We start from the raw sequence: 15,376 nt of genomic DNA on the forward strand, positions 1-15,376 counted from the left end.
CCGCCGGTCACCGATACCGCGCTTGGTTCCACTTATGGCCGAGCAGCGACAGGATGATGATCAGCCCGTTGAAGAACTGGACGTAGAAGCCGCTCAGTCCCGCCGCGACGACGCCGGTCTGGATGAAGGACACCGTAACCGCGCCGATCGCGCCGCCGACGACGGTGCCGATGCCGCCCCAGGTCGGCGTGCCTCCGACGAACACCGATGCCAGCACCGGCAGCAGGTATCCGTCGCCCGCCGTCGGCCACCAGGTGAAGTTGATCATTACCGAGAACGTGCCGGCGATCGCCGCGCCGATACCGACGAAGACGAACACTTTCACCCTGACGCGCTTGACATCGATGCCCATCTGCTGGGCGCTGTCGGGATTGTCGCCGACCACCTTGACCTGGGCACCGAAGCGATGGCGGTTGTAGAGCAGCGCCGACAGCACGACGAAGGCGATGGCCCAGAATATCTGCACCGGGATGCCGTAAAGCTGGCTGGAGAAGATCTTGTAGGCCCAGCTGTCGGCAAGGCCGGTCAGCGCGGTCGACCTGCCCTCGTTGATGATCTGGATCAGGCCGCGCAGCAGGAAATTCATGCCGAGCGTGGCGATCAGCGACGACAGCCCGCCATAGACGACCAGCGAGCCGACCAGGAAGCCGAGCAGCATGCCGGTGACGATTGCGGCGGCGATGCCGACGAACGGGTCGTAGCCGGCCTGCACGACCAGCGCGAAGACCCACGAGGCGAAGCCCATCGTCGCCGGAAACGACAGGTCGATCTCGCCACAGGTGACGACGAAGACGAGCGGCACCACCACGAACAGCGCCACAGGCAGCGTGGTCAGCACGGAACTATAGAGATACCAGCTGGTGAAGACCGTCGGATTGGCGATCATGAACACCGCCATCATCACGATGAACACGGCAAGCGTGCCGAGTGCGGCGCGGTTGTCGAGGACAAAGCCGCGCAGCCAGTTATCGGACGGGTGTTTCCATGCCTTTCGGGCGGCATCGCTGCTGCCTAGAGGGGTCTGCAGATCGGGATCCATGGTCTTGCTCATCGCGCTATCTGCTCCCCGGCGTCGCGAAGTCCCGGCAATCCGCCGGGATGTGCCACGTCTTCCATGAAATTGATGAGGTCTTCGGCCGACTTGACCTCGCTGCGGTCGGCGCTGAGCGTGACCTTGCCGCGGTCGAGCACCACGAAGCGGTCGGCGATATCGAAGACGTGGTGGATGTTGTGGCCGATGAACAGGATCGAGCGGCCGCTCGCCCGCACCTGGCGCACGAAATGAAAAACCTTCGCGGTTTCGGTCAGCGACAGCGCCGTCGTCGGCTCGTCGAGGATGATCAGGTCGGCCTGCTTGTAGATGGCGCGGGCGATCGCCACGCCCTGGCGTTCGCCGCCCGACAGCTGGCCGACGATCGACTGCGGCGTGAACACCTTCGAGGTGAAGCCGATCTCGCGCATCAGCCGGCTCGCCTCGGCGATCTCCTTGTTGACCTTCAGCCATCCAAGCCAGCCGGTGAGCTCGCGGCCCATGAAGATGTTGCGCACGATCGTCTGCTGCACGGCGAGCGCCCGGTCCTGGAACACCGTTTCGATGCCGGCGTCGCGCGAGCGCGCAGCACTCCACCCGGTCACCGGTTTGCCGCGAATGAGGATTTCGCCGCTGGTCGGCTTGACCACGCCGGAAAGGATCTTGATCAGCGTCGATTTGCCGGCGCCGTTGTCGCCGATCAGGCCGACGACCTCGCCGCGGTCGACGCTGAGATTGACGCCGCCAAGCGCATAGACCTGGCCGTAGGACTTGCTGATTTCACGCAGTTCGATGAGGCGTTCGGCCATGGCGGTCCTCGCTTGTTTGTCGGTCGTCGCCGGCCGGGATTCAACCCGGCCGGCAGATCGGGCGATCAGCGCAACGCCTGCTTGGCGAGTTCGGAAACGATCTCATAATTCTGCGGCGTGACGAAGCCGGCACCGGTGTCGACATTCATCGGCGCCAGACCCAACACCACCTGCTGGCAGAGGCTGAGGATTGGTAGGTAGCCTTGCATGAACGGCTGCTGGTCGGCCGTCAGCTGCACCCAGCCGCCCTTGAAGCCCTCGACGATCTGCGGGCTGGTGTCGAAGCCGAAGTTGAAGATGTCGCCCGGCTTCCTGCCCGCCGCCTGCATGTAAGTCGGCACATTGCCTAGCAGCTGCCCGCCGGGATAGCCGACCGCCTTGACGTCGGGATTGTTGAGCAGTGCTGCCGTGATCACCGGAATGGCCAGATTGGGATCGGCTGCCCACTCGGTTTGAGAATTGATTTGAACGACGTCGATGCCGGCCTCTTTCAGTGCGGCGACCGTGCCGCGTTCGCGCGCGCCGCGGCTCTCGTTCTCGAACGGGCCGATCATGATCGCCTTGTCGCCGGCCTTCAGCCCGGCCAGCTTGAACGCCTCGGCGCCGAGCGCGCGGCCCTGCTGCTCCTGCTGGGCGCCGACATAGCCGCCGCCGAACGCCGCCGTGACCGTCGGCACCGGCACGTTCTGGTACATCATCTTGATGCCGTCCTTGTGCGCCTGTTCGGCCAGCGGCATGATGGCGGCGTCGCCCGGGTGGCCCATCATGGCGATGCCTTGGGGCTTGACCGCAACAGCCTCGCGCAATTGCTGGACCATCTTCTCCACGTCCCACCCAGAGAAGATATAGTCGACCTTGGGCCCGAGATCGGCGGCCGCCTGCTTGGCGCCATTATAGACGATGGTGCCGAACGCATCGCCCTCCGCCCCGCCGGCGAAGAAACGGATATGGACATCCTTGCACCACTGGGCATCGAGCGCCTGCGCCGGCAAGGTCGAGAGTGCGGCGGCGAACGCCATCGCGGCCGCCGCGACGGTCGAGCGCAGAACTGTCCTTCTCATCGTAATGCTCATGCACGTTCCTCCCTTTGTTCCCTCGCTAGCCGAGGGGTTTTGACGATCGCTTCGGCAACGCGCCGCAATCTTTCGCTGGCCGGCACCTCCCGCCGGCCGAGTTCTCACACCGGGTTCGGCAGGTAGCTCGCGCCTCCCCGGCATTGTTGGAGATAATCCAGCGCACGCGCCTGGCCGGTGATCTCGAGATCGCCGCGATAGACCGGGTCGTGCCAGCCCTCGATGTCGATGGCGCCTTTGTAGCCGGCCAGCCGCAGCTCGCTGATCACTCGCGTCCAGTCGCTGTCGCCGAAGCCCGGCGTGCGCATCTGCACGAACGGCAGGCGACCGAACACGCCATGTTCGCGGATCACGTCCCAGCGCACCGTCGCGTCCTTGCCGTGGACGTGGAAGATGCGCGGCGCCCATTTGCGGATCTGCGGGATCGGGTCGATCAGGTAGACCAGCTGGTGGCAGGGCTCCCACTCCAGGCCGAGATTGTCGTCCGGCAGTTCGTTGAACATCAGCTCCCAGGCGTCTGGATTGTGGGCGATGTTCCAGTCGCCGCTGGCCCAGTTGCCGTCCATGGCGCAGTTCTCGAAGGCGATGCGCACGCCCTTGTCGGCAGCCCGTTTTGCCAACTTCCCCCATACCTCGCGGAAACGCGGCAGGCTGTCTGGCAGCGGCTTGCCGCGAATGCGGCCGGTGAAGCCGCTGACCATGTTGGTGCCGAATAGATGCGCGTTGTCGATGATCGTTTCCCACGCCTGGAGCACGCCGCGATCGATCTCGCCGCTCTCCAGCGGATTGCCGAACACCCCGATCGACGAGATGACGACATCGGCATCGCCGATCGCCTCGCGGATCTCGCCCGCCAGCCGTGGAATGTCCTTGCCGCCCAGCGTCTGCCAGAAGAACGGCTGGATGCTCTCGAAGCCGAGCGGCAGGATCTGCCTGACATAGGCGGCCGGGTCGTCGAGATTGGCCCGCACCATTGTGCCGATCCTGATGTCGAGCAGCGGGTTTGGCATCATGATCCTTCCTGTGCAGCGATGGCGACCCGGCGCCCGGTCTCGGCGCTCTCGATCGCAGCGAAAACCATGGCCAGGCTCTTGATGTTGTCGGCGCCGCGCGTCTCCGGCTCGGTGCCGGTTTCGACGGCGCGGACGAAATCCTGGATGATGCCGAGATGGCCGCCGACGCGATCGGCCGGGTCGAGCGGCGGCACGGCTATCGGTTCGGTGCGGTGGAACAGGCCTTCACGGACCGGCTGCACGATTTCCGCCTTCAGCCCGTCCTCGCCGTCCCAGACAATGCTGCCGCGCTCGGCGACAATACGCCATGTACTGTCCCAACTGGTACGGAAGCCGGCCGCGCACCAGCTGCCGGCATAGGTGAACAGCTTGCCGCCGCCGAGGTCGAAGCTTGCGGTTGCCGACGACCCTTGCCGATACCAGGAATTGGCCGGCTCCCACTCCTGGCAATAGACACCGGTCGGTTCGCCGGCCACCATGTAGCGGGCCGCGTCGAATGTGTGGATCGCCATGTCGAGCAGCAGCACATGGCGCATCTCTTCGCGAAAACCGCCGAAATGCGGCGCAACGAAGAAATCGGCGTGGATGCTGGTCGCAGCACCAATGACGCCGGAAGCGAGAAAGCGCCGGATGCGCCTGACATTGGCGACATAGCGGCGGTTCTGCACGACGGCATGGATGCGCCCGGCGCTGCGGGCGGCCTCGACAATGGCACGCGCATTGCCCGGGCTGTCGGCCAGCGGCTTTTCGGTCAAGAGGTGGCAATGATGGGCAAAGGCGGAAAACGCGACCTCGCGGCGGGCGGCGGGAACCACCACGTCGAATACCGCGTCGGGCCTGGTCTGGTCGAGCACGGCGTCGAGGTCGGTTCCGATGACAGCGCCGGAAAGCTCGTATTCGCGCGCCCTCGCCCGCGCCCTTTCGGCGTCGATATCAACCAGGCCTACAATGGCGAGCCCGTCGATCTGCCTGGCCGCATCGAGCCAGGCCTTGCTCATCGCTCCGCAGCCGACCAGGACGACATTGATCATCCAGTGTTCCTCCCTCTCGGCCCCTCCAGACCGATCTTCACGGCATTCACGGCAGGGCCGTGAATGTTTTTCCGTAAACGTTTACGAGAACACACCCGATGGCGTAGAATGTCAATTGGCCGGTTGCGAAAAATCGTGGTGTCGGCTTGGCCCGGAGAGCAGCCGGTGCTAGCCAAGCAAGGGGGAGAACTGTCCTTTGGCGTCCAGCATTCACGACCTTGCGCGTCACCTGAACATTTCGATCGGCACGGTGTCGCGCGCGCTCAACGGTCGCGCCGACGTCAATGCCGACACACGCCAGCGCGTGCTCGATGCGGCCAAGAAACTGAACTATTCACCGAACCAGTCCGGCCGCAGCCTGCGGCGCGGCGCCACCCATTCGATCGCCTTCATGCTGCAGCCGCATCCGGGCGACCAGGAGTATGGCGAGCCGTTCTTCATTCCATTCCTGACCGGGCTGCAGGCCAAGCTCGCCGAAAGCGGGCTCGACCTGATCGTGGTGATGGGCGCGCCGGGCGACTATCAGCAGGAGCGCCTGCGCCGTGTCGTCGAGACCCGCCGGGCCGATGCCGTGGTGCTGGCCTGGACGCGGCGCGAAGACGAGCGCATCGACTATTTGACCCAGGCCGGTTTCCCGTTCGCGACGCTCGGCCGCAGCCGTTCCGGCGGCGATGCCTACCCCTCGCTCGACCTCGACTTCGAAAAAGCCGGAGCTGACGCCGTCGATCGTCTCGTCGCGCGCGGCCACCGGCGCATCGCCGCCATCCGCCCGTCGCTCGACCTCAATTTCGGCTATCTGTTCCTCGCCGGCTATCGCAAGGCGTTGCGGCGGCACGGCATTGAGTTCGACCCCGAGCTGATCGCCGACGGTTTCATCAACGAGGCTGGCGGCTACGCTGTGACGCCGAAGGTCATGCGCTCCAAGGACCCGCCGACCGCCATCATCTTCAACAACGACGCGATGGCGCTTGGCGGCTGCAAGGCTCTGGCCGAGGCGGGCATCAGGCCCGGCCACGACATCGCGGTGATCGTCATCGTCGACACGCCGCTCTGCCGCTATTTTTCGCCGGCGCTGACCGGCTTCCGCCCGGCGCTTGAGCCGATGGGCGAGCGGCTGGCCGAAATGCTGCTGGCATCGATCCCGGCCTTCGCCGGTACCGAAGGCGCCCGCATCATCCGTGAAGTCTGGCCGCTGGAGCTGATCGCGCGCGACAGCGATTGACGATGGCGGTCACTGAGCAGGCTCAGCTTGATCAAGGCCCGCTACGCTCGCGCTCCGGCGTTGCGACCAGCAAGGCCGCTGCGGCATTGGCCGCGGCAAGTGCCGGCTTGACAGGCTCTCCACGTGCAAGCCCCGCCGCGAAGGCGCCGACGAATTCGTCGCCGGCACCGTGAGTGCTGATGACCTTCACCGGCATCGCCGGCAAGGCGAACGCCTGGCCGTCGCGGTCGCGATAGGCGACCCCCTCGCCGCCGGCGGTGACGATGGCAGCCGGATAGGAACCGACGAGCATACCAGCCGCCTTCGCAGCACCCTCGAGCGTGTCGACGACAGGAACGCCGGCCAGGAACTCCGCCTCGATGGCGTTGACGATCACGATGTCGGTGAGCGCGATCAGCTCGGCCGAGAGTTTGCGGGCGGGTGCGGCGTTGAGGAGGACGCGGCCGCCTTGCGCCTTCACCGCCCGCGCCGCGGCGATATTGGCGGCTTCCGGCACCTCGTTTTGCAGCAGCAGCACCGCCGTTTGCGCGATCAGCTCGGCCGCCTCCGCAATGTCCTTTTCGCTGAGAGTGAGGTTGCTGCCCGAGACGATCACCGCGCCATAGTCGCCGCTGTCGTCGAAAATCGCTACGCTCATGCCCGAGCCGGCGCCGGAAGCCTCCCGCACGGAGCGCCGGTCAACGCCCCAGCGATCGAGATTGTCGAGAAGCGTGCGGCCGAAATCGTCATCGCCGACAGCTCCGATCATTGCCGCACGCACGCCGGCCCGCGCTGCCGATACCGCCTGGTTGCCGCCCTTGCCACCGCATTTTGGATGCCAGGCATGACCGGTCACCGTTTCGCCCTTGCGTGGGCGATCGGGGGCTTCGACCATGATGTCGTAATGCAGGCTGCCGAATACGGTGACCAGCGGCGGGGAAGCCGTCATGTGCCCCTGACTTTCACGAGCCGCTGCCTTTCATGAGTTCTTGTCTTTCCGTTTCGACGTCACCGCGGACATGGTGCGGCCGAGATTGCGCTCCGCCGCCTGGTAGTCGCGTTGCGCCACCGCGACGAACAGCGCGTCGAGGATGTTGAGCTGGGCAATGCGCGCCGCGGCGTTCTCACCCATCAACGGCGAGCCTTGCGCGGTCGAGCAGAGCACGATGTCGGCGACGGCTGCCAATGGCGAGTTATCGTAGTTGGTGATGGCCAGCGTGCGTGCGCCGCTTTTGCGCGCAAGCTGTATAGCGTCGATGACGGCGCTGGTGTTGCCGGAATGCGAAAAGCCGACGGCGATGTCGTCGGCGCCGAGCAACGAGGCCGACATCAGCATCATGTGCGAATCGTCGTAGACAGAGGTGCGGATGCCGATCCGAAGGAATTTGTGCGAGACGTCGCGTGCGATCTGCGCCGAACCGCCGACGCCGTAGAAATCGCGGTTCCTGGCGCGGTAAAGCAGATCGGCGGCGCGGTCGAAATCGTCCATGTCGAGGATGGCGAGCGTCTCCTCCAGCGCCTGGATGGAGGTGCGGAACACCTTCTGCACGATTTCCGCCGAACTGTCGTCCACCGACAGCTCCTGATGCATCTCGGCGGTCGGCAGGCGGCTGTATTCATAGACCGCCGTGCGAAAGTCACGATAGCCGGAAAAACCCAGCTTCTTCGCGATCTTGACCACCATCGCCTCTGAGACGCCGGCCTCCTCTGCGATCTGCTTGAGCGGGATAGTCTCGTCGAAGCCGCGCCTGCCGAAGACGGTTTCCACCACCTTCGCCTCGAGCGGCGTCAGATGCGGCATCATCATGCGGATGCGCGGCCCTACTGCTTTCAGATCCAGCCCGGTCAATGTCATCCACGTCCCCTCGTCACGCGATCGATAAGCATCGCGGCGAGGATTATAAGGCCAGTTGCCAGGAGCTGATAGAAGGACTGCACGTTCATCAGCGTCAGGCCATTGCGCATGCTGCCAAGGATGACGGCACCCAGGATTGTGCCGACGACGCTGCCCTTGCCGCCCATCAGCGAGGCACCGCCGATCGCCGCCGCTGCTATGGCGTCGAGCTCCCAGAGATTGCCGAGAATGGGTTCGGCCGCACCCAACCGGCCGATCAGGATCTGTGCGGCAAGCGCCGCCAGCAGGCCCGAGATCATATACGCGGCGATCTTGGTGCGGGCGATCGGCACGCCGGCTATATAGGCCGCTTCCTCATTGCCGCCGACGGCGAGCAGATATTCGCCGAACGGCGTCTTCTTGAGGATGATCCAGGCAATCAGCGCGACCACGGCCACGATAATGACCGCCAACGGCAATCCGAACAGCGAGCCATTGAAGATGGCACGGAAGCCGGCAGGCAGGCCGAGCACCGGATTGCCGCCGGTATAGATCAGCGCCAGCGCCCGGTAGGTGCTGAGGGTTCCCAGCGTGACGATGAAGGGCTGCAGCCCGACATAGGCGACCAGCACGCCATTGAGCAGGCCGCAGGCGAGGCCGATGGCGAAGCCGGCGGCGATGGCCAGCGGAAACGGCACGCCGGCAACCAGCATCGAGGCCGAGATGACGGCCGAAAGAGCTGCCGTCGGCCCGACGGACAGATCGATGCCGCCCGAGATGATGACCAGCGTCATGCCCAACGCCAGGCAGGCATTGATGCTCGACTGCTGCAGGATGTTGATCAGGTTACGCTCGGCAAAGAAGCCGGGGACCAGCGCCCCGAAGACAGCGAGGATCACCACCAGGCCGATCAGCGTGCCAGCGTCGCGCACCGAAAACCGGTGCAGGAAATCTGCGCTTGGGCGCGCTGCTGTGTGTTCGGCTATATCGGTCATCCGATGGTCCTGTCCGTTATGCACCGGCCCGACGGCCTTGCGCCTTGCCGGCCTCAATCTCCGTTTGGGGTATGGCGTGCGCGGCGATCGCCTGTTCGCTGAGACTTGCGCGGCCCAGTTCGGCGGCGACCGTGCCGTCGCGCATGACCAGCACCCGGTCGGCGAGCCGGATCACCTCGGGCAACTCGGACGAAACGACGATTGCCGAATGGCCTTCGGCGGCGAGCTCCTCGATCAAGTGATAGATCTCCGCCTTGGCGCCGACATCGATGCCGCGCGTCGGCTCGTCGAACAGAAGGATCCGCGTTCCCGCCGCCAGCCAGCGGCCGATGATCGCCTTCTGCTGGTTGCCGCCGCTGAATAGGCGGATCGGCCGGTCGAGCAGGAACGGTCTGAGATTGACGCGTTTCATCTTCTCGGCTGCCACGCGCTTCAGCCGGCGGTGGTCGATGACGCCGCGCGGCGCGAACACGCCCATCGACGCCAGCGCGATGTTGCTGGAGATCGACCGCAACGGCACGATGCCTTCGCGCTTGCGCTCCTCCGGCACCAGGCCGATGCCGGCGGCGATGCCGTCGCGCGGACTGGAAAGTTTTGTCGCCTTGCCGTCGATCTCCATTGTGCCTGATGACGCCCGGTCGGCGCCGGCCAGCAATCGCAGCAGCTCGGTGCGGCCCGAGCCGACCAGGCCGGCAATGCCCAGCACCTCGCCGCGATGCAGGTCGAACGAAACGTCACGGACCTTGGTCGCCGAGGCGAGGCCACGCACGCTCAGCCTGATCTCGCCGGAAGCATGCGGGCGGTGTTGTTCCTGCGCAAGCTCGCGGCCAACCATCATCGAAACGACGGCCTTTTCCGACACCTGCGCGAGATCAACGGTTTCCACCACGGCGCCGTCGCGCATGATGGTGGCGCGCTGGCAGATGCCGAACATCTCGTCCAGCTTGTGCGAGACGTAAACGACGGCGACACCGTCGCGCGCCAGACCGGCAATGACTTCCGCCAGCCGTTCGAACTCGCTCGGCGTGAGGCTCGACGTCGGCTCGTCCATCGCCACGATCCTGGCGCAGTCGAGCAGCGCCCGGGCGATCTCGACGATCTGCCGCTGCGCCACCTTCAGGCTGCCGAGCGGGGCTGCCGGGTCGATGGTCGGATCGATGGCGGCGAGGGCTTCCGCAGCGCGGCGTTCCTGCTCGCGCCGGTCGACGAAGACGCCGCCGCGCGTCAGCGGATGGCCCAGGAACATGTTCTGGGCAACGCTGAGACGTGGCACCTGCTGTAATTCCTGATGGATCATCGCGACGCCCGCGGCGCGCGCCTGGACCGGGTTGTTCAGCGTCACCGGCCTGCCGTCGATGAGCACGCTTCCCGCCGTCGGCCGGTAGACGCCCGACAGGATGCGCAGCAGGGTCGACTTGCCGGCGCCGTTCTCGCCAAGCAGACCATGGATTTCGCCGGCGCCGACCGAAAAGGACACATCGCTCAGCGCCCGCACGGCCGGAAACACCTTGGAAATGCCCTCGAATTGCAGCCGCGCTGACATTGCTTCAGTTCTCCAGGCAAGGGTGCCGACCCAAGGCCGGCACCCGCCGCCCCTGCTCTATTGGCCCGCTGCCGCGTCCTCGAGCAGCGCTTTGCGCACGGCGTCGCCGCCGCCCGAGTAACGGTCGGCATTGTCCTTGGTGATCAGCGCCTGCGGCGTGGCAACGACACGCGGCAGCTTCTGCCCGGCCACCAGCCGCAGCGCCGATTCCAGCGCCACCTCGCCGGTCAGCACCGGAAAGCTGTCGACGGTACCGGTCAGCTCGCCGGCTCGGATCGAGGCATAAGCGTCGGAAATCCCGTCGGTGCCGAAGACAGCCACCTTGTCCTGCAGACCGGCCGCCTTGACTGCTTCGACGATGCCCAGCGCCATGCCGTCATTGTTGGCATAGAAGCCGATCAGGTCGGGGTGCTGCTGCAGGATATTGGTGGCCGCGTCGTAGGAGGTCTGGCGATCCCAGTTGCCCGGCACGCTGGCGACGACCTCGAACTTGCCGGCTTCAGTGATCGTGCTCTTGAAGCCGTCGGTGCGCTGGACGGCGGCGTAGACGCCGGCCTGGCCTTCGACGATGGCAACCTTGCCGCCATCCGGCCGGTTTTTGATGAACCATTTGGCGACGCGCACGCCATTGTCGCGCTGGACATTGCCGACATAGTACTCGGCCTGCGGGATGACCGCGTCGTTGACGTTGACCACCGGCACGTTGGCGGCCTTGGCCTGTTCCATGATCGGCTGCAAATTGGAGTCGGTCTGCGGCGAGACGAGCAGCACGTTGTAGCCTTGCGTGACCAGGCCTTCGGCGATGGTGAGCTGGCCGAGTTGGTCGCCCTCGCTCTGCGCCGCCTGGTAGACGACGGGCACGCCGATGCGGTCGCCGAACGACTTGTAGCCCTCACCCAGCGAGCGCCAGTATTCGTTGGTCAGCGTCTTGGAGACCGCACCCGCTTTGGTGCCCTCGGGCAGCTTGGGGAAAGCCCCGAACTTGGCCTCGAGCTGCGACCAGTCGATGCGATCCTTCTCGGTGTCGGAATTGAGCGGCGCGAGATCCGCGGAAAACACCGAGCCGATGGACAGCGTCATCAGGGCAGCGGTAGCGGTGACGAGCAGACATTTCATGGTCTTTCCTCCCTTGTTGAAAAACGGTGATGGCGCCGGCCTCAGCTGTCCGGCCCGAGCATGGCTTCCTGGATGATGGCCTGCGACGCGACCGCGTCCTGACGATCGACGGCGGCTGACAGGCGGTTGTCCTTTTCCAGCCGCTCGACGACGCGCAGCATGCGCTTGACGGTGGCGATGTTGACTTCGCATTCGTGGACGGGATCGAGCCCGGTCATGTCGGGGAACGTGTCGAAGTAGATGGCCCCGGCATAGCCGTCGCGGCGGATCTGCCTGAGCAGCTCGATCGTCTGCAGCGTGTGCACGGCACCGACCATCAAGCCGTCGTCGCGCTTGGCGTAGCCGTCGTTGAGGTGCACGCCGAGCAGCTTGCTGTGCCGTGCTATGAGGGCGGCAGCGAAAGCCGGCTGCTCGTCGGCATAGAGCACGTGAGCGAAATCGAGCGTCACGCCGAGATTGGGCAGGCCGATCTCGCGGATCGCCAGCAATGTCGTCGCCGCATCGGGCATCAGGCTGTAGGAGCGCGGCTCGTTGGGTTTGTATTCAAGGCTAATCTGGCAGCCCGGATCATGCGCCGCTACTTCACGAATGCCATCGATTTCGTGTTGCCAGAGTGTTGCGTAGTCAGCCTGGAAGGCGTAGTCGAAGCCATCCTGCCCGAGCCACAATGTCATCAGGCTGGCGCCGGCCTCGCGCGCGGCGTCGATGCCGGCCTTGGTCAGGTCGATGGCCTCGCGGCGAACGGAAGGATCCGGATTGGTGAAGGCGCCGAGCTTGAAGGCCGGATTAGAGTAGTAGCGCATGGCGAAGCCATTGATGGAAAGCCCGAGATCGCCGAGTTTGCGCGCCATTTCCGCAGGTTTTTCATCGACATGATCGGGGAAGTTGAGGTCGAGATCGGTCAATTCCGCAACCTTCGCCGCACGCGCCGCCATTTGCAGCATGGACGGTTTACCAACAAGATCAGGCCACTCGGCCTGTGGCCGCGAGGCAAAGGAATTGAGGCGGGTGGCGAAACGACAGACTGTCATCGGTGATCTTTCATTGTCATAACTTCACACAAGAATGGTTATTTGTAAAGTTATTAATTGCTCTTTCGATAGCAACGATTCGCCATGCACAGGCCAGTTGCGACCACACGAGGCCAGGCAAGCGCAGCACTGTCACGCAAGTATCATGTTCGCGTCCTAGATCGCTTCTCCGAAGGCTTTCGCGGCATTCTCGATGCGACGCGGCGCTTTTCAGATCCCGGCAGCTTTGTCTCAAAGAGGATATCCATGAAAAACCTGCACCGAACCGCGCCCCTCGCTGTCGCGCTCGCGATGTTCACCGCCTTGAGTCCGGCCTTGGCGGAAAACGCCGCGACCGTCGGCGGCGCCAACTTCGTCAACAAGGGCCTGGTCGGCGTCGGCCGCATCCCGGCCAGCCAGAAAGACAGGTTCGGCGAGACATTTGGCTCCGGCTCGGGCATGGCGATTGACGCTGCCGGCTGGACGCATGGCGCCGATGGCTACAAGGGCTCGCTATGGCTGCTGCCGGACCGCGGCTACAATGTCGTCGGCACCACCGATTACCGTCCGCGCCTCAACACGATCGCCCTCGAGTTCGCCCCGATCGCGCCGGGTGCAGTGCCAGCCGCCGGCCAGGAACAGTCGGGCCTCAAGGCAACGCTAGCCGACACCATGCTTTTGACCGACGACAAGGGCATCGATGCAACCGGCCTAGATCCGCTCAACGGCGTGCGCGCAGCGACCGACGACATGCCGATCCTGCCCGAAGCCAACGGCAAGCTCGCGCTCGATAACGAGGCGATCGTGCGGCTGCCCGACGGCACCATGTTCATCTCGGACGAATATGGTCCGAACATCTACCACTTCTCCGCCGATGGGCGTCTGATGTCGGCAACGCAGCCACCGGCGGCGCTTGTCCCGATGCGTCATGGAACGCCGAACTTCGCGTCCAACAATCCGGGACCTGGCGCGGCAGACCCAGATCCGAAGGATCCCGAAACCGGCCGCCAGAACAACCAGGGCCTCGAAGGCATGGCACTGACGCCCGACGGCAAGTTCCTGATCGCGGTGCTGCAATCGGCCCCCAGGCAGGATGGCGGCGATTCCGCTTCGACGCGCCAGAACACGCGCGCGCTGGTCTACGATGCCTCGGATCCGGCCCAACTCAAGCTTGCGCATGAATATGTTGTGCCGCTGCCGGTGTTCACCGATGCCAAGGGCAAGACCAAGATTGCCGCGCAGAGCGAAATCGTGGCTCTGTCGGACAAGACCTTCCTGATGCTGGCGCGCGACAGCGGCAACGGCCAGGGGGTGAAGGGCGACACCTCGCTCTATCGCGAGATCAGCGTCGTCGATGTGTCGGTGGCAACCGACATCGCCGGCACCGAGTTCGACAAGGACAAGCCGGTTGCGCCCAAAGGTGAGCTCGATCCCTCGGTGACGCCGGCCAAGCTGACGCCGTTCATCGACATCAACGACAAGACCGAGCTCGGCCGCTTCGGGCTGCACAATGGCGCGCCCAATGACCGCAACAACCTTTCGGAGAAGTGGGAGGCGATGTCGGTGGTGAGCGTCCTCGATCCAACACGGCCCGACGACTATTTCCTGTTCGTCGCCAACGACAATGACTTTCTCACCCAGGACGGCTTCCAGGTCGGCGCGGCCTACAAGGCCGAAGATGGCGCCGATGTCGACACGATGTTCCTGGTCTATCAGGTCACGCTTCCAGGCCTCGCCGGGAAGTAGCGACACCCCCAGGCAGGCGGATGCGCCGAACGCGTCCGCCTGCCTGGCACGATCGAACGGTCGGGCCCTTCAGTTGCGGCTCGCCGGCACAAGGATTGTGTTCTAGTGGGTTTGCAAAACCTAAGACTGATGATCCGTCGAAGGCACTTACCTCAACATCTCCGCGTCCTTTGGCACGCCCGCATCGATCGGCTCGGCCGTCCTGTCCGACACGGCGGCGATCTTCCCGGCGGCCGACAGGTTCGGGCGCACGAAGACCGGCGCGACGCCGTCGACGCGGCTGTAGAGGTCGATAATGTCCTGATTCATGAAGCGCACACAGCCGGAGGAAGCGTTCTTCCCGATGGAATCCCACTCCGGCGTGCCGTGCAGCCGGTACATCGTGTCCTTGCCGTCGCGGAAGAGATATAGCGCGCGTGCGCCCAGCGGGCTGTGCGGGCCGGGCGGCATGCCGTCCTTGTATTTCGCCAGTTCCGGCCGGCGCTGGATCATCTCCGGCGGCGGCGTCCAGACCGGCCACTTCTTCCTCGCCTGAACCACGGCGCTGCCGGTCCATCCGAAACCGGCCTTGCCGAGGCTGACGCCATAGCGAATTGCCTTGCCGCCGTCGCGCACCAGATAGAGGAAGTGCTCGGAGGTATCGACGACGATCGTGCCGGGTTTTTCTCCGGTCGGATCGGACACGATTTGGCGCACGAATTTCGGATCGACCTTGGCTACCGGGATTGCCGGCAGTTGATAGCCCTCGTCGACGCGCGCCGCATACATACTTGCGGCATCGCCGAAAGCCGGATCGCTTGGCGCCGCGGTCACTGGCGGCGCCGCTACGTCCGTCGTGGTGCACGCCGAAAGAGCCACGGAGGCCGCGCCCAAAGCGGATGCACCAAGAAACGCACGCCGGTTCAGGCGCTCAAAAAACAGCGGAATATCGGACATGAACCCCCGGCTTGCCCATGAGATCCAGGAAAGATGCGG

General features: G+C 64.8%; 14 protein-coding genes. 2 read left to right on the top strand and 12 right to left on the bottom strand.

Features of this window, described 5'->3' with window-relative positions; genetic code table 11:
- Window positions 1–7: 7 nt before the first annotated feature.
- From NKJ09_RS14255 to NKJ09_RS14275, 5 genes are all read right to left on the bottom strand, one after another.
- Complete coding sequence (locus tag NKJ09_RS14255; RefSeq protein WP_352482912.1) at window positions 8–1,051, bottom strand: ABC transporter permease; 1,044 nt, start codon at window positions 1,049–1,051, stop codon at window positions 8–10.
- On the bottom strand, window positions 1,048–1,839 hold the full coding sequence (locus NKJ09_RS14260) for an ATP-binding cassette domain-containing protein (RefSeq protein WP_352762923.1): 792 nt from the start codon (window positions 1,837–1,839) through the stop codon (window positions 1,048–1,050). Before NKJ09_RS14260 ends, NKJ09_RS14255 begins: the two co-directional genes overlap by 4 nt.
- 65 nt (window positions 1,840–1,904) lie before the next feature.
- Window positions 1,905–2,912: a substrate-binding domain-containing protein gene (locus NKJ09_RS14265; RefSeq protein WP_352482909.1), complete on the bottom strand. Its 1,008-nt coding sequence runs from the start codon at window positions 2,910–2,912 to the stop codon at window positions 1,905–1,907.
- Between the two features lie 104 nt (window positions 2,913–3,016).
- Entirely contained in the window at window positions 3,017–3,922 is a 906-nt protein-coding gene (locus NKJ09_RS14270; protein WP_352495196.1) for a sugar phosphate isomerase/epimerase family protein, read from the bottom strand.
- Window positions 3,922–4,956, bottom strand: coding sequence for a Gfo/Idh/MocA family protein (locus NKJ09_RS14275; RefSeq protein ID WP_352495136.1), 1,035 nt, complete (start codon window positions 4,954–4,956; stop codon window positions 3,922–3,924). Before NKJ09_RS14275 ends, NKJ09_RS14270 begins: the two co-directional genes overlap by 1 nt.
- A gap of 196 nt (window positions 4,957–5,152) precedes the next feature.
- On the opposite strand from NKJ09_RS14275, the gene NKJ09_RS14280 reads away from it, so the two are divergent.
- Window positions 5,153–6,178, top strand: coding sequence for a LacI family DNA-binding transcriptional regulator (locus NKJ09_RS14280; protein ID WP_352495135.1), 1,026 nt, complete (start codon window positions 5,153–5,155; stop codon window positions 6,176–6,178).
- A 31-nt stretch (window positions 6,179–6,209) separates the two neighbouring features.
- Here the strand turns inward: NKJ09_RS14280 and NKJ09_RS14285 are convergent, their stop codons facing one another.
- From NKJ09_RS14285 to NKJ09_RS14310, 6 genes are read right to left on the bottom strand one after another with little or no spacing between them, the layout of a single operon-like run.
- The gene (locus tag NKJ09_RS14285) at window positions 6,210–7,106 is read right to left on the bottom strand and encodes a ribokinase (RefSeq protein ID WP_352495134.1); all 897 of its coding nucleotides are present in this window, start codon (window positions 7,104–7,106) and stop codon (window positions 6,210–6,212) included.
- Between the two features lie 30 nt (window positions 7,107–7,136).
- On the bottom strand, window positions 7,137–8,012 hold the full coding sequence (locus NKJ09_RS14290) for a MurR/RpiR family transcriptional regulator (RefSeq protein ID WP_023721163.1): 876 nt from the start codon (window positions 8,010–8,012) through the stop codon (window positions 7,137–7,139).
- Window positions 8,009–8,986, bottom strand: coding sequence for an ABC transporter permease (locus NKJ09_RS14295; protein WP_352482903.1), 978 nt, complete (start codon window positions 8,984–8,986; stop codon window positions 8,009–8,011). Before NKJ09_RS14295 ends, NKJ09_RS14290 begins: the two co-directional genes overlap by 4 nt.
- A gap of 16 nt (window positions 8,987–9,002) precedes the next feature.
- Window positions 9,003–10,529: a sugar ABC transporter ATP-binding protein gene (locus NKJ09_RS14300; protein WP_352495133.1), complete on the bottom strand. Its 1,527-nt coding sequence runs from the start codon at window positions 10,527–10,529 to the stop codon at window positions 9,003–9,005.
- Between the two features lie 57 nt (window positions 10,530–10,586).
- Window positions 10,587–11,645 carry a sugar ABC transporter substrate-binding protein gene (locus NKJ09_RS14305; protein ID WP_352495132.1) on the bottom strand — a complete coding sequence of 353 codons (1,059 nt, stop codon included), beginning with the start codon at window positions 11,643–11,645 and terminating at the stop codon, window positions 10,587–10,589.
- Window positions 11,646–11,686: 41 nt separating this feature from the next.
- Window positions 11,687–12,676 carry a TIM barrel protein gene (locus NKJ09_RS14310; RefSeq protein ID WP_352495131.1) on the bottom strand — a complete coding sequence of 330 codons (990 nt, stop codon included), beginning with the start codon at window positions 12,674–12,676 and terminating at the stop codon, window positions 11,687–11,689.
- Window positions 12,677–12,922: 246 nt separating this feature from the next.
- Between NKJ09_RS14310 and NKJ09_RS14315 the strand changes: the two genes are divergently transcribed.
- Window positions 12,923–14,401: an esterase-like activity of phytase family protein gene (locus NKJ09_RS14315; RefSeq protein WP_352482897.1), complete on the top strand. Its 1,479-nt coding sequence runs from the start codon at window positions 12,923–12,925 to the stop codon at window positions 14,399–14,401.
- Window positions 14,402–14,548: 147 nt separating this feature from the next.
- Here the strand turns inward: NKJ09_RS14315 and NKJ09_RS14320 are convergent, their stop codons facing one another.
- A complete protein-coding gene (locus NKJ09_RS14320) occupies window positions 14,549–15,337 on the bottom strand; it encodes a L,D-transpeptidase (protein WP_352481524.1) in 789 nt (262 codons plus the stop codon).
- Window positions 15,338–15,376 lie beyond the last annotated feature (39 nt).

The organism is Mesorhizobium sp. M0189, assembly GCF_040322135.1.
Classification (GTDB): Bacteria; Pseudomonadota; Alphaproteobacteria; order Rhizobiales; family Rhizobiaceae; genus Mesorhizobium.

Excerpts from the sequence above, each read along its gene's own strand:
- NKJ09_RS14300 (WP_352495133.1), bottom strand. The coding sequence starts at position 10,529 with ATGTCAGCGCGGCTGCAATTCGAGGGCATTTCCAAGGTGTTTCCGGCC.
- NKJ09_RS14320 (WP_352481524.1), bottom strand. The coding sequence starts at position 15,337 with ATGTCCGATATTCCGCTGTTTTTTGAGCGCCTGAACCGGCGTGCGTTT.
- NKJ09_RS14305 (WP_352495132.1), bottom strand. The coding sequence starts at position 11,645 with ATGAAATGTCTGCTCGTCACCGCTACCGCTGCCCTGATGACGCTGTCC.
- NKJ09_RS14270 (WP_352495196.1), bottom strand. The coding sequence starts at position 3,922 with ATGCCAAACCCGCTGCTCGACATCAGGATCGGCACAATGGTGCGGGCC.
- NKJ09_RS14315 (WP_352482897.1), top strand. The coding sequence starts at position 12,923 with ATGAAAAACCTGCACCGAACCGCGCCCCTCGCTGTCGCGCTCGCGATG.
- NKJ09_RS14290 (WP_023721163.1), bottom strand. The coding sequence starts at position 8,012 with ATGACATTGACCGGGCTGGATCTGAAAGCAGTAGGGCCGCGCATCCGC.
- NKJ09_RS14260 (WP_352762923.1), bottom strand. The coding sequence starts at position 1,839 with ATGGCCGAACGCCTCATCGAACTGCGTGAAATCAGCAAGTCCTACGGC.
- NKJ09_RS14255 (WP_352482912.1), bottom strand. The coding sequence starts at position 1,051 with ATGAGCAAGACCATGGATCCCGATCTGCAGACCCCTCTAGGCAGCAGC.
- NKJ09_RS14310 (WP_352495131.1), bottom strand. The coding sequence starts at position 12,676 with ATGACAGTCTGTCGTTTCGCCACCCGCCTCAATTCCTTTGCCTCGCGG.
- NKJ09_RS14295 (WP_352482903.1), bottom strand. The coding sequence starts at position 8,986 with ATGACCGATATAGCCGAACACACAGCAGCGCGCCCAAGCGCAGATTTC.
- NKJ09_RS14265 (WP_352482909.1), bottom strand. The coding sequence starts at position 2,912 with ATGAGCATTACGATGAGAAGGACAGTTCTGCGCTCGACCGTCGCGGCG.
- NKJ09_RS14275 (WP_352495136.1), bottom strand. The coding sequence starts at position 4,956 with ATGATCAATGTCGTCCTGGTCGGCTGCGGAGCGATGAGCAAGGCCTGG.
- NKJ09_RS14285 (WP_352495134.1), bottom strand. The coding sequence starts at position 7,106 with ATGACGGCTTCCCCGCCGCTGGTCACCGTATTCGGCAGCCTGCATTAC.